The 17,337-nt window shown below is 68.3% G+C and carries 18 protein-coding genes and 1 pseudogene; 7 read left to right on the forward strand and 12 right to left on the reverse strand.

Annotation, left to right across the window (positions count from 1 at the left end; all coding sequences use genetic code 11):
• Positions 1-159: 159 nt before the first annotated feature.
• Positions 160-856 (forward strand): annotated as a pseudogene (locus ACFVM3_RS39185) (tyrosine-protein phosphatase).
• Here the strand turns inward: ACFVM3_RS39185 and pip are convergent.
• Positions 796-1,731 carry a prolyl aminopeptidase gene (gene pip / locus ACFVM3_RS39190; protein WP_378444875.1) on the reverse strand — a complete coding sequence of 312 codons (936 nt, stop codon included), beginning with the start codon at positions 1,729-1,731 and terminating at the stop codon, positions 796-798. The pseudogene ACFVM3_RS39185 and the gene pip overlap by 61 nt on opposite strands.
• 132 nt (positions 1,732-1,863) lie before the next feature.
• Here pip and ACFVM3_RS39195 point away from each other — a divergent pair, with 132 nt between their 5' ends.
• A complete protein-coding gene (locus tag ACFVM3_RS39195; RefSeq protein ID WP_378444876.1) occupies positions 1,864-2,943 on the forward strand; it encodes a glutamate--cysteine ligase in 1,080 nt (359 codons plus the stop codon).
• Positions 2,944-2,955: 12 nt separating this feature from the next.
• Here ACFVM3_RS39195 and ACFVM3_RS39200 read toward each other — a convergent pair whose 3' ends face one another.
• The gene (locus ACFVM3_RS39200; protein WP_378444891.1) at positions 2,956-3,561 is read right to left on the reverse strand and encodes a DNA-binding response regulator; all 606 of its coding nucleotides are present in this window, start codon (positions 3,559-3,561) and stop codon (positions 2,956-2,958) included.
• A 465-nt stretch (positions 3,562-4,026) separates the two neighbouring features.
• On the opposite strand from ACFVM3_RS39200, the gene ACFVM3_RS39205 reads away from it, so the two are divergent.
• Positions 4,027-4,725, forward strand: coding sequence for a helix-turn-helix domain-containing protein (locus ACFVM3_RS39205; RefSeq protein WP_378444892.1), 699 nt, complete (start codon positions 4,027-4,029; stop codon positions 4,723-4,725).
• 80 nt (positions 4,726-4,805) lie between these two features.
• On the opposite strand, the gene ACFVM3_RS39210 is transcribed toward ACFVM3_RS39205, so the two are convergent.
• A complete protein-coding gene (locus ACFVM3_RS39210) occupies positions 4,806-5,804 on the reverse strand; it encodes a DUF1702 family protein (RefSeq protein ID WP_378444877.1) in 999 nt (332 codons plus the stop codon).
• A 438-nt stretch (positions 5,805-6,242) separates the two neighbouring features.
• Between ACFVM3_RS39210 and ACFVM3_RS39215 the strand changes: the two genes are divergently transcribed.
• The 3 genes from ACFVM3_RS39215 (at position 6,243) to ACFVM3_RS39225 (ending at position 8,559) form a co-directional block, all read left to right on the forward strand.
• Complete coding sequence (locus ACFVM3_RS39215; RefSeq protein ID WP_378444878.1) at positions 6,243-6,848, forward strand: DNA-binding response regulator; 606 nt, start codon at positions 6,243-6,245, stop codon at positions 6,846-6,848.
• A 164-nt stretch (positions 6,849-7,012) separates the two neighbouring features.
• Positions 7,013-7,825, forward strand: coding sequence for a BTAD domain-containing putative transcriptional regulator (locus tag ACFVM3_RS39220; protein ID WP_378444879.1), 813 nt, complete (start codon positions 7,013-7,015; stop codon positions 7,823-7,825).
• Between the two features lie 47 nt (positions 7,826-7,872).
• Positions 7,873-8,559 carry a winged helix-turn-helix transcriptional regulator gene (locus ACFVM3_RS39225; protein WP_378444880.1) on the forward strand — a complete coding sequence of 229 codons (687 nt, stop codon included), beginning with the start codon at positions 7,873-7,875 and terminating at the stop codon, positions 8,557-8,559.
• Between the two features lie 43 nt (positions 8,560-8,602).
• Here the strand turns inward: ACFVM3_RS39225 and ACFVM3_RS39230 are convergent, their stop codons facing one another.
• Positions 8,603-9,223, reverse strand: a complete 621-nt coding sequence (locus ACFVM3_RS39230) for an L-threonylcarbamoyladenylate synthase (RefSeq protein ID WP_378444881.1) — start codon at positions 9,221-9,223, stop codon at positions 8,603-8,605.
• 357 nt (positions 9,224-9,580) lie between these two features.
• On the opposite strand from ACFVM3_RS39230, the gene ACFVM3_RS39235 reads away from it, so the two are divergent.
• Positions 9,581-11,902 carry a sensor histidine kinase gene (locus ACFVM3_RS39235; protein WP_378444882.1) on the forward strand — a complete coding sequence of 774 codons (2,322 nt, stop codon included), beginning with the start codon at positions 9,581-9,583 and terminating at the stop codon, positions 11,900-11,902.
• Between the two features lie 19 nt (positions 11,903-11,921).
• On the opposite strand, the gene ACFVM3_RS39240 is transcribed toward ACFVM3_RS39235, so the two are convergent.
• From ACFVM3_RS39240 to ACFVM3_RS39275, 8 genes are all read right to left on the reverse strand, one after another.
• A complete protein-coding gene (locus ACFVM3_RS39240) occupies positions 11,922-12,530 on the reverse strand; it encodes a DNA-binding response regulator (protein ID WP_378444883.1) in 609 nt (202 codons plus the stop codon).
• Between the two features lie 244 nt (positions 12,531-12,774).
• Positions 12,775-12,963: a hypothetical protein gene (locus ACFVM3_RS39245; RefSeq protein ID WP_378444884.1), complete on the reverse strand. Its 189-nt coding sequence runs from the start codon at positions 12,961-12,963 to the stop codon at positions 12,775-12,777.
• 283 nt (positions 12,964-13,246) lie between these two features.
• Positions 13,247-13,792, reverse strand: a complete 546-nt coding sequence (locus tag ACFVM3_RS39250) for a carboxymuconolactone decarboxylase family protein (protein WP_378444885.1) — start codon at positions 13,790-13,792, stop codon at positions 13,247-13,249.
• Positions 13,764-14,246 carry a DUF6187 family protein gene (locus ACFVM3_RS39255; protein WP_378444886.1) on the reverse strand — a complete coding sequence of 161 codons (483 nt, stop codon included), beginning with the start codon at positions 14,244-14,246 and terminating at the stop codon, positions 13,764-13,766. Before ACFVM3_RS39255 ends, ACFVM3_RS39250 begins: the two co-directional genes overlap by 29 nt.
• On the reverse strand, positions 14,239-15,558 hold the full coding sequence (locus ACFVM3_RS39260) for an FAD-dependent oxidoreductase (protein ID WP_378444887.1): 1,320 nt from the start codon (positions 15,556-15,558) through the stop codon (positions 14,239-14,241). The genes ACFVM3_RS39255 and ACFVM3_RS39260 overlap by 8 nt, the downstream gene beginning before the upstream one ends.
• A gap of 8 nt (positions 15,559-15,566) precedes the next feature.
• Positions 15,567-16,052: a DUF6423 family protein gene (locus tag ACFVM3_RS39265; RefSeq protein ID WP_378444888.1), complete on the reverse strand. Its 486-nt coding sequence runs from the start codon at positions 16,050-16,052 to the stop codon at positions 15,567-15,569.
• Between the two features lie 220 nt (positions 16,053-16,272).
• Entirely contained in the window at positions 16,273-16,581 is a 309-nt protein-coding gene (locus ACFVM3_RS39270) for a DUF6235 family protein (protein WP_378444889.1), read from the reverse strand.
• A gap of 85 nt (positions 16,582-16,666) precedes the next feature.
• Entirely contained in the window at positions 16,667-16,789 is a 123-nt protein-coding gene (locus tag ACFVM3_RS39275) for a hypothetical protein (protein ID WP_378444890.1), read from the reverse strand.
• Between the last annotated feature and the right edge of the window lie 548 nt (positions 16,790-17,337).

Here is a 17,337-nt window from a genome sequence, read left to right on the forward strand (position 1 = left end):
ACAGTCCAGATCGCCCAAGACGGACTCCCCGAATTCACCCCACCCGCCTACCTCGACCCCACCGGCACACCGAGACGGAACACCATGCACCTCAGAACATAGGCCGAACCCTGTGCGAAATCGTCTTGGCTCGACGACAACTCACCTTGAAGTCGCTCGATGAAGCTGGCTTGGGATGGCTGCCTCAACGGCCGCGACCTAGGCGGACTGCCCTCGGCCGATGGCCGACGGGTCCGTTTCGGCGCGCTTTTCCGATCGGACAGCCACGACCGGTTGACCACCGACGGAATCGCCGCGGTCCGCGGCGCGGGGATCGGTCGCATACTGGACCTCCGGTGGCTACGAGAGACCGTGTCGGGACCCAGCCCGTTCGCCGGCGATCCCGTGTACCGCAACACTCCCCTGATCGCCGAACTGGCCGAGCAAGGCACCACCATGCCGGACGCCTACCGAACCATGCTCGACGAAACAGCACCAGATCACCGGCGTCTTCGTTCAGCTGAGCGACGCACCGCCCGGCCCGCTCGCGGTGCATTGCAGCGCGGGTCGCGACCGGACAGGTGTGCTCGTGGCGCTCGCGCTGAGCATCGCGGACGTACCGCCCGCCTCGATCGCCGAGGATTACGCACTCACGGATGGTTGCAGCGGTGACACGATCCTCCGGACGTTAGCTCATCTGAACGACCGTCACGGAGGCGTGCGCGCGTACTTGCTGAAGGGCGGAGCGACCCATACCCACCTCGCGCAGGTAAGGAACCGCCTGCTTTCCGCCTCGCAGGCATGCCCCACCAACCCTCAGACCGCGAACCGCTCCAGCGCCGCCAGCTTCCACGCTCGTTTCACGTCGCTCGAGTGATGCCCCGAGTCGTCGTCGATCAGCAGCTCCGCCCCCGGCCAGGCGCGGGCGAGTTCCCAGGCCGTGTCCACCGGGCAGCTCAGGTCCCGGCGTCCGTGGATCAGCACGCCGGGAATGTCCCGCAGCAGACCGGCGTCGCGGATCAGCGCGCCGGGCTCCAGCCAGCCAGCGTGGGAGTAGTAGTGCGTGACGAGACGCGCGAACGCGAGTTCCCACTCGCCGATCGGGCCATTGTGGACGGTCGCGCCGGGTTCCAGTGACAGCACGGTGTCCTCCCAGACGAGCCAGGATCGGGCGGCCTCGGTCCGCACGCGGGCATCGGGGTCTTCCATGAGCCGCGCGTAAGCGGCGACCAGGTCGCCGGTGAGTTCACCGCGGAAACGGGCCCATTCTTCGGGGAAGAACCGGCCGACACCGTGATACAGCCAGTCGATCTCCGACGGCCGGGTCGTGCTGATGGCGCTGACGACGATCTCGGTGACCCGCTCCGGGAACCGTTCGGCGTAGGCGAGCGCGAGCGTCGTGCCCCACGAACCGCCGGTGACGAGCCAGCGGTCGATACCCAGATGCTTGCGCAGCCGTTCCATGTCGGCGACGAGATGATCCGTCGTGTTGTGCCGCAGGTCGGTCGCCGGATCGCTCGCGTGCGGGGTGCTGCGGCCACAGCCGCGCTGGTCGAACAGCACCGCGCGGTAGCGGGCCGGGTCGAACATCCGCCGCATGCCCGGCGTACAGCCCTGCCCGGGACCGCCGTGCAGCATGACCGCCGGCTTCCCGGCCGGATTCCCGCAGGTCTCCCAGTAGACGAGGTTGCCGTCACCTACATCGAGCAGTCCTTTGTCATCCGGCTCGACCGGTGGATACAGATCGATCATGAACCAAGGCTAGACCGTCAGTGAGACCCCGAAACACTTTCGCCGCAACGAAGTTCAGCACACCGGCCCTTTCCTCACCGCGCCGGAGCGGGCAGATTCAGTGATACCGGCGAAACCACGGAACGGGGAACCATGTTCACCCTTGGTGTGGAAGAAGAGTTCGTCCTGCTCGATCCGGTGGACGGCTCGGTCGCGTTGCGAGCCCCCGAACTACTCGAAAGTCTCGCCCCCGGGCCGGACGTCAGCGGTGAGCTGATGCGGTTCCAGATCGAGACCGCGACCGGCGTCTGCCGTGGTCTGGACGAGGTGCGCTCGGAGCTGACGCGGCTGCGGCAGATCGTCGCGACGGCGGCGCGGGCCGACGGCTGCCTGATGGCGGCGACGGGAATCCCGCCCTGCGGCCTGCGCGGCGACACGCTCACGCCGGAGCCCCGATACCGGCGGATGGCGCAGGCGTTCCCGGACCTGATCCGCGAGGCGGGGACCTGCGCCTGCCATGTGCACGTCGGTCTGCCGTCGCGGGATCTCGGCGCACGGGTTCTCGCCGGGCTGCGGCCGTGGCTCGCGCCGTTGCTGGCGCTCAGTGCCAACTCCCCGGTCGAAAACGGTGCCGACTCCGGATGGTCGAGCAGGCGCTTCCCGCTCTGGGACCGGTGGCCGACGGCGAGACCACCCGACGAATGGTCCGGCGCGGCCGCGTACGACCGGAGCGTCGGGGACGCCGTGCGCCACGGCGCCGCCCTCGACGCGGCCGGGGTGTACTTCTACGCCCGCCTTTCCCCTCGCTATCCCACGGTCGAGGTGCGGATCGCCGACGTCTGCCTGTCCGTCGACGACGCGGTACTCCTCGCCGCGCTGGTGCGCGGGCTGGTCGCGACCTGCGCGGCGACGACGAGACCACCGCGTGCCCGCGGTGCCCGGATCGGCGCGGCGTTGACGGCGGCCGCGCGCCGAGGGCTTGACGGGCCGGGCGTCGACGTCTTCACCGGCAGGGAGGCCGATCAGCGCGAACTGCTCGGCGACCTCGTCGAGTTCGTCCGGCCGGCGCTCAGGGCCGCGGGCGACGCGGAGGACGTCGAGCGAGGATTGGAAGCGCTGTTCGACCACGGCACCGGCGCGGCCCGGCAACGCCGCTTGCTCGCGGAAGCGGGTTCCCCCGGCGAGTTCGCCGCGGAGCTCGCCCACGCCACGATGACCGTCCCGGCCAGGTGAGGCGCCCCCGCGTCACAGCCAGCCGGACTCCCTGGCGATCCGCACCGCGTCGACCCGGTTGCGGGCGCTGAGCTTCGAAACGATCGTCGTCAGGTAGTTCCGCACGGTACCGGCGGACAGGAACAGCTCGGCGGCGATCTCGGTCGGGTCGGAGCCGACCGACGCCAGCCGGAGCACCTCGATCTCGCGGGTGGTGAGCGGGCATTCCTCGCTGTCCCAGGCGGCGAGCGCCAGATCGCCGTCGACGACGCGCCGCCCAGCGGCGACCCCGCGGACCGCGTTGGCGAGCCTGTCGGCGGGCGCGTCCTTCCGCAGGAAGCCGTTGACCTTCGCGGCCAGCGCCCGCCGCAGGGTTCCGGGGCTGCCGAGCGAGGTGAGGATCAGCGTGCGGACCCCTGGCAGCCGCTCATGCAGCTCGGCGGCCGCGGTGAGCCCGTCCTTGCCCGGCAGGTCGATGTCGATCAGCGCGACGTCGGGACGCGTGGACTGGGCGAGCGGGAGGATCTCGTCGCCGCTGGCGCATTCGGCGACGACCTCGATGTCGGCTTCCAAGCCGAGAAGCGCGACCAGTGCCCCCCGGACAATGTGCATGTCCTCGGCCACCAGGACCTTGATCATCGACCCCATCTGCCTTTCCGCCCGCGTCGCTCCCCCGAGCCGACGATACTATCCTCACATACCCGTTCCGCGAAATGGAAACCGGCCCTTGACCACCGAGGGGTGCGCGGTCAAGGGCCGGTTCTGTGTTGTCGCGGGAATACGTTCTTCGCACCACGCCAACACGGTCGGGGGGTTCCGACGTGAATGCGCTACCAGGAATTCTGCGCCCGCCTGCCGCCGCGATCCAGTGCGCGCACCATTGCCGGACCGTGGTTTTCGCATGGTCCCGACGAGGGACGGGCGCCCGTGAAATTTTCATGTCACCGCGCACATGAATTCATATCGGGCGATGAATCAAGCACTTCAGGAGTAGCGGTCGTGAACAGTAGTGTCGAAACCGCAAACATCCCAGAAATCCTCGAGCGAAAGGACGGCACAATGGATGACACTGTCCGGCGAGCCGTGGAGCGAGCCATTGGGGCCATGCACGAGAAACTGGGCGAAGAGCTCACTATCGACGACATCGCCCGTGCCGCGACCTTCAGCAAATTCCATTTCAGCAGAGTGTTCCAGCAGGCCACCGGTGTCTCTCCCGGCCGGTTCCTGTCCGCACTGCGGCTCGACGAGGCCAAACGCCTGCTGCTGACGACCTCGATCTCGGTCGCCGACATCAGCCACCGCGTGGGCTACAACGGTGTCGGCACCTTCAGCACGCGGTTCAGCAACCGCGTGGGCCTCTCTCCCTCCGTGTACCGCCGGCAGGGTGGTTTCCAGCACCGCCTGGCGGGCGAACCCCTTCCCGGCGCGAAGCCCGCGATCGTCCGCGGTTTCGTGTCCGCGCCGCCGGAGATCTCACCCGGTCTCGTGTTCGTCGGCCTCTTCCCGACCCGCATTCCCGAGGGCGCGCCCGTGCGGCACACGGTCATCGACGTCCCCGGCCCCTATCAGCTGACCGACGTCCCGGAAGGCACCTGGCACCTCGTCGCGCACTGCGTGACCGGGCCGCTCACGCGCCGCGGCACCGGGCTCACCGGGCACCACGGGCCGATCACCGTGGAACCGGGTGTCACCGCCCGGCTGGCGGACCTGCGGGTGCGCCCCAAGCACCTGTTCGACCCGCCGGTCCTGCTCGCGCTTCCCGACCTGCGGCACCGGCCGGAGCCGGTCAGGCGGGCGGCCTGATCCCCACCCGCGTGTCAGGAAAGGGTCGTTCAAGACACAGGACGTCTTGAACGACCCTTTCCTGACGTCCAGGGCCGGCCTCAGGCGGACAGGCGGCCCGCCGACGGGGCGGCAAGACCGTCCCGGATGTTCTGCCGCCACAGCTCGTACGCGGGTGTCCCGTCCTCGGCGTCCTCGGTGACCTCGGTCGAGTCGGCCAGGTCGACGGCCTCGTCGATGCTCAGCCCGGCGAGCGTCCGCGCGGCGCGGCGGGTGTGCGGCGGGACGAACGACGAGAACGTCCTCGCCTTCACCGCGAACACGACGCCGAGACCGAGCTCGTCCCGGTGCTCACCCGCCGACTCGCGCAGCCTCACCAGCCCGGGCTGGTCACAGCCGCCCGCGAAGGTCGAGGCCAGCCCGACGCCGCTCCACAGGTCCGGGCGGCGTCCGGCGGGGAAGCGGTTCACCGCCTCGGCGACCTTCACCGGATCTCCACCGTTGATGAACCACAACGCCCGCCCGATGCCCTGGTCGCAGGCGCGCGGGAAGTAGGCGGGGGCGCCCGCCCACGGGTACGGCTTGGGGACGAACTGCTCGCCGACCCATTTGCCCGTGTCGAAGTAGGCACGATCGAAGGCGTATCCGTCGACGGCCAGCCAGCTCATCGTCGGGTGGAACGGGACGCCGTCGAGGTCGGGCAGCACCTTCTTCCACAGCGGCCGGGGCAGTCGGGCCATCGCGAACCCGATGCCGATGTAGGTAAGGAAGACGTGCGGGAGTCCTGGACCGCTCATCAGTTCGGCCGTGCGGTCCTTCCGGCCGCCGGGCATGACGTCGAGGATGGTGAACGCCATCGCCGCGCCCTCGTAGGCGAACCCGCGCATCTCCGGCTCGACCATGTCCAGCCGCCGTTCGGCCTCCCACAACGCCGGCGCGTCGATCCCCCACTCGAAGCCGCACACCACCGACTGCGGGATCGACTCCAGTCGGGCGGTCGCGGGCGTCGGCGGCACTCCGAAGCCGCGGCCCTCGAAGCCGACCGAAGCCAGCGAAGGCGCGAACATCAGCTTCCGTAGAGCACCCAGCAATGAGCTCATCACATACGTCCTTTGTGGATAGTGTCGAAGTCGCGCGCGAACCGGCTCGTGCCGAGGACACCACGCCGCGGTCTCCACCCGCTCGACATCCGATCGAGATCGGCGCCGGTACCGCCGAACAGACCATCCCCCACTTCCGCGAAGGGCGCGGATTCACCCGTTCGCCGGATGAATTCACCGGAATGGAATGTACTCAAGCGGGAAGGAAAAGCACTCGGAACACCGTTTAACCCAGCATTTACCATGACAGCGAGTAATCGTGCGCTCGCAGTTTCAGTACCCTCGAAGCCGAGCCATCCTCGCAGCTCACAGGGAATTGATCACGCCGAAGCTGCCGCCGGGAAAACCGCAACCTTGTATCGTGCGAATCAGATTCACTCTTACGGGTTTGCTATGTACACTGAGAGTTACGGCATTTCTGGGGAAGAGGAGGTCGGAGTGATCCGAGTCCTGTTGGCCGAGGACATGCACATGGTCCGCGGCGCCTTGGTCGCCCTGCTGAACCTCGAACGAGACATCGAGGTCGTGGCGGAGGTGGGTTCCGGAGACAAGATCCTTCCGATGGCGGCGGAGTACCTGCCGGACGTCGCGATCATCGACATCGATCTGCCGGCCAAAGACGGGCTCACCGCCGCTTCCGAGCTCTACCAGCAACTTCCGGACGTCCGCACCCTGATCCTGACGTCGCTCGGCCGTCCTGGCACCGTACGCCGCGCGCTCGACGCGAAGGTCAACGGCTTCCTGCTCAAGGACGCGCCCGCCGACAAACTCGCCAACGCCGTCCGCTCGGTCGCCACCGGCCGCCGGGTCATCGACAGCGAACTCGCCTTGTCCGCATGGGAAACCGAGGATTGCCCGCTGACACCGCGGGAAGTCGAGATCCTCCGCCTCGCCGCGAACGGGGGCACGGTCGCCGACATCGCGGCGGAACTGTTCCTGTCACCGGGGACGGTCCGGAACTATCTCGCCACGGTGGTGACGAAACTCAACGCCCGCAACCGGGTCGACGCCATCCGTATCGCCGTCGATTCGGACTGGCTCTGACCTGCTTCGCGTCTTCTCTTTTGCCACAACCGGTTCAGCGCTCCAAGTCGTGACGATCGCATGGGGGGCAAAGAAAAAATCACGGCTCGCCCTGTGTTTCCTGCACTGTTCCGAAGGTTCCGCCTCTGTCACCGTCATTGAGGGGGAGTCCGGAGGGGCAGGGGATGCACGCGATGACGATCGAACCGGGTGACACGGCCGCTTCGGCCGGTGCGCCGCGCGGGGTACGCGCGCGGCTCCTCGGCCCGCTCGAACTGCACATCGGTGCCGCCGATCGCGCGCCGAGCACACCGAAACTCCTGCAACTGCTGGCGATGCTGCTCATCCGCCCCGGCAGGACTGTCCACGTCGACTCCCTCGTCCACGAGTTGTGGAACGAAGCCCCGCCCCGCAGTGTCCGCCGGACGCTGCACACCTACGTCCACCACCTCCGTCGTCACCTCGACCCCGGAGGGACCGGCGAGCTGCTGGTCACCAGCCCGCCAGGGTACCGGCTCGAGATCGACCAGGGAGTGGTCGACGTGTGGGAGTTCCACCGGCTCCACCGGCTCGGCCGTGAACTGCTCGAAGAAGGCGACAACGAAGCGGCGGCGCACGCGTTCCGTACCGCACTGGACCTGTGGTCCGGTCCCCCGCTGGCGAACATCCACTGTGGACCGACCTTGGCCGCCTACACCGTCTATCTGCTGGAGCACCGGCGCGACGCCCGTGATCTGTGGATCGACGCGGAGATCCGGGCGGGCAACCACCGCGAGATGCTCGGCGTGCTGCGGTCGCTGACCACGGCGGACCCGTTCGACGAAACCCTGCACGCCCACCTGATCCGTGCGCTGGGGCTCAGCGGACGGCGCAGCGACGCCCTGGCGTCCTACGAATGGCTGCGCACCAGGCTCGAGGACGAACTGGGGGTGAAACCCAGCGCAGAACTGCGAGAGCTGCACCGCGAACTGCTTTCCGAGGGACACCCGGTCCGCTGACCGCGCACCACCGCCACCACCAGCTCAAGGAATATGAGGAGACAAGCATGACCGCTCGTACCTATGGCCAGTTCTGCGGCCTCGCCCGCGCCCTCGAGATCATCGGGGAACGCTGGTCCCTGCTCGTGATCCGTGACCTGGTACTCGGCCCGAAACGCTTCGACCAGCTGCAACAGGGCCTGCCGAAGATCCCGATGAGCATCCTGTCGACCCGGCTCAACGAGCTGGAGCGGCACGGCGTCGTCCAGCGCCGGGTGCTCTCGCAGCTCGACGCCGGAGTGGTCTACGAGCTGACCGAATACGGCAGCGACCTCGACCAGGTCGTGCTGCAGCTGGGCCTGTGGGGTGCCCGTTCGCTCAGTGACCCGACGGCGGACGACCTGTTCACCCTCGACTCGGCCGTCCTGTCGCTGTACACCACGTTCCAGCCGGACGCGGCCCTCGGCGTCCGCTGCGCGTTCGAACTGCACTACGGCGGCGAGATGGTCATCCACGCGGTGATCGAGGACGGCGAGCTGACCGCGGGCGAGGGCCCGCACCCGGACCCGGACCTCGTCATCGAGCCCCGTGGCCCGGTCATGCTGAAGCTGCTGAACGGCGAGATGGACGCCGCGAGCGCGCTCACCAGCGGCGCCGTGGCGGTCAAGGGCGATCCGGACAAGCTGGAGCTGTTCACCCGGATGTTCCACATCCCGTCGGCGCCGACGAAGACCGAAGGGCTCGTCACGCACTGAGGACGTTCCAGCGGCGGGACCGGGGCAGCCGGTCCCGCCGTTCCTATTCGAACCGTGAGGTGTCGCCCGCGCCCCGCCGCACGATCTCCGGTTCCCCGGACGAGAAGTCGATGACCGTGGTGGGTTCGACCCCGCAGTCGCCGGAGTCGATCACCGCGTCCACCACGTGCTCCAGCCGTTCCTTGATGTCCCAGCCCTGGGTCATCGGCTCCTCCTGGTCGGGCAGCAGCAGCGTGCTCGACAGCAGCGGTTCGCCGAGTTCGCCCAGCAGTGCCTGGGTGACCACGTGGTCCGGGATGCGCACGCCGACGGTCTTCTTCTTGGCGTGCGCCAGCCGGCGCGGAACCTCCTTGGTGGCCGGGAGGATGAACGTGTAGCTGCCGGGCGTGGACGCCTTGACGGCGCGGAAGACGGCGTTGTCCACGTGCACGAACTGGCCCAGCTGAGCGAAATCCTGGCACACCAGGGTGAAGTGGTGGCGGTCGTCCAGCTTGCGGATGCTCCGGATGCGGTCGATGCCCTGTCTGTTCCCCAGCTGACAGCCGAGGGCGAAGCAGGAGTCCGTCGGATACGCGATGAGCCCGTCTTCGCGCAGGATGTCGACGACCTGTCCGATCGCGCGCCGTTGCGGATTTTCCGGATGTACGTCGAAATACCTGGCCATGCGGAGAGCTTAAGGCCACCGGGCCCCGTCCGCCGCGAGAGGCAGTCCGGCGCCGCGTACACAGTGGATCTCCCCGGCACCCGTCCCGGCCCGGCGTCTTCCATCGTGGCATGTTCCGCGACGAACCCGGTGGTGCGAACAGCCCACACCGGAGCGGGTGACCGGCCGAATTCCCTGTCCCCAGCAGGGAAAGCGTCTCCCCGTTCGCCGTTCTCCCCGGTCCGAAGGGAGCAACCGGGGTAACGAACATGGGTTATGATCCGAACCATAGCGATGGAAGGCCGTAAGGCGGCCGGGGCCGTCGCGAGGGGGAAACGCGACCCGATCGAGCCGTCTTCTGTTACCACTGGGGTGCCTGTGCCGGACCAGCTCGCTGTGACCGCCGAACCTCTGGGAACCGCCGGGATCGACCGGCGGCCTCGCCGGGCGCTGTTCCTCGCCGGGCTGATCATCACCGTCGTCTTCGTCAACGCCTGTCTCTTCGGTCTGCTCGGCGTCCTGCTCCAGCCTGGGATGGACCTTCAGCACGGCTTGCTGGCCGTGCTGTACGTCGGGCCCGTGCTGGCGATCCAGCTGCTGTACTTCAGCCGTCCGGCGATCCGCCTGGACACCCGGCGGGCGAAGGTGATCCTGGCCGTCCAGACCGGTCTCGCCTATCTGCCGGTACTGCACTTCAACGAGGCGCTGACCTCGCTGACCACCATCGCGGCCGGCAGTTCGCTGCTGGTCCTCCGCCCGCGGGTCGGCTGGCCGGTGTTCACCGTCCTCCTCGCGGCCACGTCGTTCATCCTGTGGATCCACGCCGACTCCGCGCTCAGAGCGACGATCGACTCCGTCAGCGCGGTGGTCTACGGGCTGGTCACCTATCTGCTGACCTGGCTCGCGAGGCTGGTGACCGAACTGCACCAGGCCCGCACCGAACTGGCGAGGCGCGCCGTGGCCGAGCAGAGGCTGGCCTTCGCCAAGGACCTGCACGACCTGCTCGGGCTCGGTCTTTCCGCGATCGCGCTCAAGGGCGAACTGGTGCACCGGCTCCTGCGCAAGTCACCGCCGCGGGCGCGCGAGGAACTGGCCGAGATCACCGGGATCGCGCAGCGCACGCTGTCCGACGTGCGGTCGGTGGCCAGGGGATACCGTGAGCTGTCGCTGGACAAGGAATCGCGCACCGCGGTGTCGTTGCTTTCCGCGTCGAACGTCGCGGTGCGGGTCGATCTCGAACAGGTCGAGCTGCCCGTGAAGCTGCGCACCTTGCTGGCGAAGGTGCTGCGAGAGGGCGTCACGAACGTGCTCCGCTACACCGGCGTCCAGCATTGCGAGATCACCGTGCGCGCCGTCGAGGGCCGCGTCGCGCTGGAGATCGTCCACGACGGAACGGCGCACGAGGACGTCCCGGCGGAGACGGCCGAGAGCCTCCGCGAGGTGACGGACGAGGTCAACGGCCACGGCGGGATGCTCAACGCGGGTCCCGACGCGACCGGACGATGGCGCCTCCATGCCGAACTGCCGGTGCCCGAGCATGCCGACCCCGCCGAGGCCGCACTGGCGCGGAGCCCCAGCCACTGGTCCCGGATCGACGCCAGGAACGTCCAGTGGACGCTGACGGCGGTCTTCATCGCCTTCGGTCTCTCCGCGATGTCCCGGGTGTTCAACCTGACCGGGGACGGCTGGCGCATCGCGCTCGTCGCCGGCCCTCTCACCGCGCTCGTCACCCTGCAAGTGGCCTATTTCGCCCGGCCGAACGTCCGGCTGCGCTCACGACAGAGCTACGCGCTGCTGTTCGTCCAGGCCTGTCTGGTCTTCCTGCCGCTGATCCCGCTCGGGCACGCCTGGGTGAGCCTGCCCAGTCTGTTCGCCGGCACCGCCCTGCTGGTGCTGCCGCCGCTCGCGGGGTGGGCCGCGTTCTCCGCGACGGTCACCGGGCTCGTACTGATCCGGATCGAGTCCGGCGCCGACTTCCTCGACGCGTTCAACACCTTCGCCTCCCAGGTGAACACCGGCCTGATGGTCTTCGGTCTCATCTGGCTGATCCGGCTGGTGACCGAACTGGGCGAGACCAGGAAACGGCTCGCCGAGGTCGCGGTCGCCGAGGAACGGCTGCGCTTCGCCCGCGACCTGCACGACCTGCTCGGCATGAGCCTCTCGGCGATCGCGCTGAAGAGCGAGCTGACCAGCCGGATCATGGACATCGACACCACGCGGGCCTCCGACGAGCTGCTGGAGATCCTCGGGCTGACCCGGCAGGCACTGACCGACGTCCGCTCGGTGGCGAGCGGCTACCGGGAACTGTCGCTGGACCAGGAGTCGCGGTCCGCACAAGCGGTACTGGTCGCCGCGGACGTCCAGGTGCGGCTGGAGATGGAGCACGGGGATCTGCCCGCCCCGGTGCGCACCGTGCTGGCCGTGGTGCTGCGTGAGAGCGTGACGAACGTGTTGCGGCACAGCAAGGTCGAACGATGCGAGATCGCGGTGCGGCGGGTCGGCAACGGGGTCGCGCTGGACATCGTCAACGACGGCGTCGAGAACGGAAAGCCTGCGGATCCTGGCAAGCCGGTGCGGGTCGAGGTCGCGGGCAGTGGCATCACGAACATGTCGGATCGTGTCGCCGGGCTGGGCGGCGAGTTGACCGCCGGTGTCGAGCCCGACGGACGGTTCCGGTTGCGTGCCGTGGTGCCGGTCTAGACCACAGTCCGGGGCCCGCTCAGATCCAGCCGGATTCCTTCGCGATCCGAATCGCGTCGACCCGGTTGCGCGCGTTGAGCTTCGCCACGATCGTGGTCAGGTAGTTGCGCACCGTTCCGGTGGAGAGGAACGCCTTCGCCGCGACCTCCAGGGTGTCGCGGCCCTCCGCGGTCAACCGCAGGACGTCGATCTCGCGCGGGGTCAGCGGGCAGTCCATGGTGTCCCAGGCGGCCAGCGCGAGCTCGCCGTCGACCATCCTCCGTCCGGCCGCCACCCCGCGCACCGCGTTGGCTAGCTTCTCCGCTGGAGCGTCCTTCAACAGGAAACCGTTGACCTTGGCCGCCAGCGCCCGGCGAAGCGTGCCTGGCCTGCCCAGGCTGGTCAGGATCAGCGTCCTGACCTCGGGCAGCTGCTCGTGCAGCTCGGTGGCGGCGGTGAGGCCGTCCTTGCCGGGCAGGTCGATGTCGATGATCGCGACCTGGGTGCGCGAGATCCGTGCGGCGGCGAGGATCTGGTCACCGGACGCCACCTCGGACACCACTTCGATATCCGGCTCCAGCCGCAGGAGCGCGACCAGTGCCCCCCTGACGATATGCATGTCCTCGGCTATGAGAACTCTGATCACCATCGCGCCGCCCCCTCCGCGCACGCTGCCCCCGCCACCCAACCTAAACACGGCCGACCGGAATGCGTTCCACTATTCGAGTGACGAGCCGGCTCCGCCAAGGGGTGTCCGGCTCGGTGGACCACGCGGCGAACGAGTTACGCGGAGACGGGTTCCGCGCTCATCGGCGACTTTCCGTGATCTCACGAATCCGGCCGCCTCCCACGTTCGCGACGTGAGAGGCGGCCGGCGGAGTGGGTGGCGGGTTTCAGCTCGCCTCGGCCAGGGGCGGAGGGACTTCACAGGTGGTGAAGCAGCCGAAGACCTGCCCACCCTGCCGGTTGGACCAGTTGTCGAACCGGTCGATCACCAGCTCGACCTGGTGCCCGGCCGAAGCGGTGTCGATCCCCCGGACGGCGAAGAGCGAACGGACGTTGTCGGTCACAGCGTTCTGCATCGAAATGACTCCCAGGCTGGTCGGGGCTTTCTTTCAATGAGGCAATCGTGCCCGCATGTCCGTTTTCCGACCAGTGCCGTGCATCATCGCGGGAGTATGCTTTTTGCCTACTCCAGAAGGTTCCCGCGCTTGCTCCGTTCCCGCGATCAACGCCACCGAACGGAGTAACGCGCACCGTCATCGGTGACGGTGCGCGCCGAAGCGATCTCTTTCCGGCACGATCACCGGCAGTCACGGGAATAGCCCGAACAGACCAACCTACGCGTCCACAATGGACATTGGGTCAGGAGCCGAGCAGGGTCGCCAGGCCGGCGTATCCGCCCTCTTTCAGGCGCATGCCGGACGTCCGCGCGTACGTGGCGTCGGCCCGGATCCCGAGTCCCTCGACCATCCGGTTCATGAAGTTGAACAGGGCGCACACGAGCACCGCGTCGTGCAGCGCGGCTTCGTCCCAGCCCGCCGCGAGGACGGCCTCAGCGTCCTGTTCGGTCACCTGGGACGGCGTACGCGTCAGCTTGCCCACATAGGCCAGCACGGGCTTCATCCGCTCGTCCACGGGCGCGGAAGCCAGATCGTCCAGAGCGGCGGTCAGAAGCCCTTCGGGCACACCGAAAGCCTCCGCGGTGACGGTGTGGACCCCGTGACAGTACTGGCAATCGTTGACGCCGGAGACGTAGGCCGCGATCAGCTCCCGCTCCCCTGGGCCGAACGCCGACGGCGCCCGCATGATCAGCTCGTGCAGATCCAGCAGCTTCGACGCCGGAGCGGGAAACCGCTGGAACACCTGCAGCAACGTGGCGTCAGTCGGCAAAGACCCGAGATAGGACATCGTGTGCGCTCCCCTGTTCCGGCGGCCGTCCGTTCGAGACGGACCCGGCCGCGTCGTCGATGTCGTCGCGCCGCAGCCAGCAGGCCGCGAGGCAGGACACCGAGGCGGGCCCCAGCCCGGTCACCGTGGCGGTGACCCGCGCGGTCGCGTGTTCCCATTCTCGGCGCAGGGAACCCGCCGACGCCATCTCCGGCCCTGCTTCGATCAGCGGGCGGACCGCGCGCCAGCGGAGGATCCCGGCCTCCACCAACGCTTCGGTGCCGAGGTCGAGCGCGCCGTGCCGGGCCTGGTCCACGGCGAGGGCGACCAGCGCGGGCTCGTCGGCGAGCCGGGCGAGCCCGACGCCGGCGAGCAGGCGCCGGGCGTCCAGTCCCAGCAGAATGACCCCCGCCTCGGTCGAGGGAGCGTCGTCGATCGACGGCAGGGTGAAACGGGAATCGTAAGGCTCAGACACGGGCGACGTCCTTCGTGGCCACGCGCAGCGGGACTTCCCGGCGCAGGTTCTCGGCGACGGTGGCCGCGACCCGCGCGGTGGCGACGCGGTGACCGTCGATGTTGCGGGCGGCGGGCCCCAGCGCCATCCCCGCGGCCGCGCCGACGGCGAAGACCCGGGGCGCGCCCAGGTAGGCGAAGGTGCGTTCGTCCAGTTGTGGCCAGCCGCCGCGGTCGAGGACGGCCTCGCCGGGCATCAGGCCGTCCCCGATCGACGGCGTGGTGCCGAGCGCCAGTACGGCGTGGTCCACCGACACCCGCGAACCGTCTTCGAGGTGGAGGCCGACGCCAGGCGTCACCTTCGTGATCGCCCTGCCGCGATGCACGACCAGCCGCCCTTCGGCTTCGGCGGCTTCGAGCATCGGGCGGAACTCGAACATGATCGACGCGCGCCGGAACCGGCCCATCAGTTCGAGCCGGTCGGACCAGCTCACCCCGTCGAACCGAGCGCGGCCTTCCGGCCGGAAGAACGACGAGTTGACGTCGGCGCACTGGTAGCGTTCGCCCGCTTCGCGGACCACCCAGTGCACCTCGCGGCCCTGGGCGAGCCCGTTGGAGATCAGGTGCGCGGCGGTGAGACCGGCGCCGACGACGGCGAGACGCCGCCCGTCGCCGGGAACGGGTTCGTCCCAGTAGCTCACCCCGCGCGGCGGATGGCCGCCGCCCCACCAGGTGTCCGGGGCGGGCCGCCGCTCCTCGCCGAGGCACAGCACGACATGGCGCGCGGTGACGGAGAACCGATCGGCGCGCACGGTGACGGCGTCCGGAGTCGGCAGCACCTCGCGGACCGAACCGCGCCAGGTCCGTTCGGTGACATGGTGACTCGCCGCCAGATGACGGCAGTAGGCCTCGAAGACGTCGACGGGGACCACCGAACGGTGCCCGGCCTGCGCCATGCGGATCTCCCGGCGTTCCACCGGGGTGAGCACCGACCAGTGCAGCCGGGCGAAGTCCAGGAGTTCGCAGTCGCGGTACCCCTCGACGCCGGGGTGGTGTTCGTACGGCGAGCGGAGCACCCGCTGGCCGAGCAGATCGACACGGTCGAAGAACCGGCCGCAGGGACGGCCGTCGCGGTCGGCGACGACGATGTCGCGGACTCCGTGGTGCCACAACGCGGAAGCGACCGCGAGGCCGGCCGGGCCCGCCCCGACGATGACCACGTCGGCGGCGGACGGCGGCTCGGCGGTGGCCGCCGCGCGGGTGCCGGGGAGCACCGGCCACTCACGCCCGCGCGGCGATTCGAGGAGATGGGGTTCCGGGACGAAGGTGATCACCGGCGTACTCAGCCGATCACGGTCACCGGGACGATCAGTTCGATCACGGGACGCTGTTTCATCCCGTTGCCGATCATGTCGTCCAGTGTCTGCTGGGACTGCTCGGCGGTGTCGGTCGCGATCGGGCTGTAGCGGGAGTAGGAGTAAGTCGGCTTCCGCCCGCCCGCGTCGAGCGAGTACACCTTGAGTACCGCTTCGCCTGGCCGGACCTCACCGTCGTAGAAAGTGAGGCGGCGCTGATCCGGCGTCATGAAGGACTTCGAGAACTGGCGGGAAAGGACGAGCGTGTCGGCGTCGTTGACGAAGGTCGAGTCCTCGTCGGTGACGACCTGCATCGCGACCCAGGTCTTGTCGGTCAGGTTGGTCTCGGACTTGATGATCTGCCACCGGCCCGGCTCCGGGAGATTGACACTGACCGAGATGTCGTGCTCGGTGGTGTCGATCGCCCCGGAGATCATCAGCACCCGCCGCCGGACGTCGGCGACGCCGGCCATCTGAATGTCACGTGCGCGCACCCGAGTGGAAACATCCAATCCCGGGAATTCAGGTGATGACATCTTTCACGCCTCCAAGACCTTGATATCGCAATTCAGGCTTCGACGTAATCTCCCCAGCCGCAAACACCGGAAGAATTTCACGCCCAACTGGACGATGTCAAGATGAGGAACACATGATCCACTCCCCGCCGGACTGGTCCGTTCGGCGGTACCGAGGTCAGGATTCTTCGGATTCCTCAGCCCAGGCCGCCGCCGGCGTGTCCTGCTCCAGCGCACCGATGTAGACGATCTCGAACGAGGAATCGGCGCGATCGATCCCGATACGCATGACGAGATCGTGTTTCACCAGAAAAAGAAACTGATGCGGTTCCCTGCTGTCGCCGAAAATGTCGTAGATGAGGAAGGCGGAGCCGTCCGCCACCGCGAAAAGCGCTTCGTAGACGACATTGCGGTCGGCCTGCGGAGCATTGATCGCCCATTCTTCCAACACCTGCAAACCCGACGTGAGCTGGAGGCGCATAGCCATCCGGAGGCCTCCTCGTGGTCTGGCCGGTTCGCGGGCGATCTTCATCGTCGCGCGCGCGATACCGGGTGGTCTTCTTCGTCCGTGCCTAGTTGTAGCCGAGGATGATGTGCTCGGCCGGGAAATCGTTTTCGGCGGCCTGCCTCGGCTCCGGGACGATCGTCGCCGCGCCGGCCTCCGTGGCCCCGCGCGGGTCGAAATCATCGGTCACGACCCAAATTCGCACCTGTGCCGCCATGACGTTCCTCCCGGCCTTCGATGAACGACTCACTTGACAACCAAGGATGGACCCGTCCGATCGTGACCCGCTCGAGGACGAGCGGAGGTCTCGGTGAGCAAAGGAAAAGTCGCCGCCGAAGGGCCGCCGGTAGTGCCCTTGTGGTACCTCGAAACCCAGGGAGCGCACCATGACCGAACGCCTCGACCCGTACGAGATCTATGCCGACGACGAAGTCGACGTCGATTTGCTGGGCCTGTCGTGGCCCGACCCCGCGATCCCCGAACAGCGGGACCGGCAATGAGCGCCGCACGGCGGCAGCGGACCTGTGCGGCCTGCGGGGGACCGTTCGAGCCTGGGGAGCGAACGGATCTGGAGGCCGTGCTCGACGGAGGGATCCTCTACGTCGCGGTGCACACACGCCACAGTACGTATCCGCCACGGCGAGAGACCGAGGTCGCGCGACGCCTCGCGTAAGACGCGCGAGTCCGTGAAGGCCTCCTTGAGGGACTCTGGGTCTGCCAAGGAGGCCTTCACGGACT

This window comes from Amycolatopsis sp. NPDC057786, assembly GCF_042797905.1.
In the GTDB taxonomy this organism is placed as follows: Bacteria; Actinomycetota; Actinomycetes; order Mycobacteriales; family Pseudonocardiaceae; genus Amycolatopsis.

Bases quoted from the DNA above. Each gene is read 5' to 3' on its own strand.
- ACFVM3_RS39220 (WP_378444879.1), top strand. From the start codon at position 7,013: ATGCACGCGATGACGATCGAACCGGGTGACACGGCCGCTTCGGCCGGT.
- ACFVM3_RS39230 (WP_378444881.1), bottom strand. From the start codon at position 9,223: ATGGCCAGGTATTTCGACGTACATCCGGAAAATCCGCAACGGCGCGCG.
- ACFVM3_RS39270 (WP_378444889.1), bottom strand. From the start codon at position 16,581: ATGGCTATGCGCCTCCAGCTCACGTCGGGTTTGCAGGTGTTGGAAGAA.
- ACFVM3_RS39210 (WP_378444877.1), bottom strand. From the start codon at position 5,804: ATGAGCTCATTGCTGGGTGCTCTACGGAAGCTGATGTTCGCGCCTTCG.
- ACFVM3_RS39240 (WP_378444883.1), bottom strand. From the start codon at position 12,530: ATGGTGATCAGAGTTCTCATAGCCGAGGACATGCATATCGTCAGGGGG.
- ACFVM3_RS39225 (WP_378444880.1), top strand. From the start codon at position 7,873: ATGACCGCTCGTACCTATGGCCAGTTCTGCGGCCTCGCCCGCGCCCTC.
- pip (WP_378444875.1), bottom strand. From the start codon at position 1,731: ATGATCGATCTGTATCCACCGGTCGAGCCGGATGACAAAGGACTGCTC.
- ACFVM3_RS39265 (WP_378444888.1), bottom strand. From the start codon at position 16,052: ATGGCCGGCGTCGCCGACGTCCGGCGGCGGGTGCTGATGATCTCCGGG.
- ACFVM3_RS39250 (WP_378444885.1), bottom strand. From the start codon at position 13,792: ATGTCCTATCTCGGGTCTTTGCCGACTGACGCCACGTTGCTGCAGGTG.
- ACFVM3_RS39195 (WP_378444876.1), top strand. From the start codon at position 1,864: ATGTTCACCCTTGGTGTGGAAGAAGAGTTCGTCCTGCTCGATCCGGTG.
- ACFVM3_RS39245 (WP_378444884.1), bottom strand. From the start codon at position 12,963: ATGCAGAACGCTGTGACCGACAACGTCCGTTCGCTCTTCGCCGTCCGG.
- ACFVM3_RS39205 (WP_378444892.1), top strand. From the start codon at position 4,027: ATGCACGAGAAACTGGGCGAAGAGCTCACTATCGACGACATCGCCCGT.
- ACFVM3_RS39200 (WP_378444891.1), bottom strand. From the start codon at position 3,561: ATGATCAAGGTCCTGGTGGCCGAGGACATGCACATTGTCCGGGGGGCA.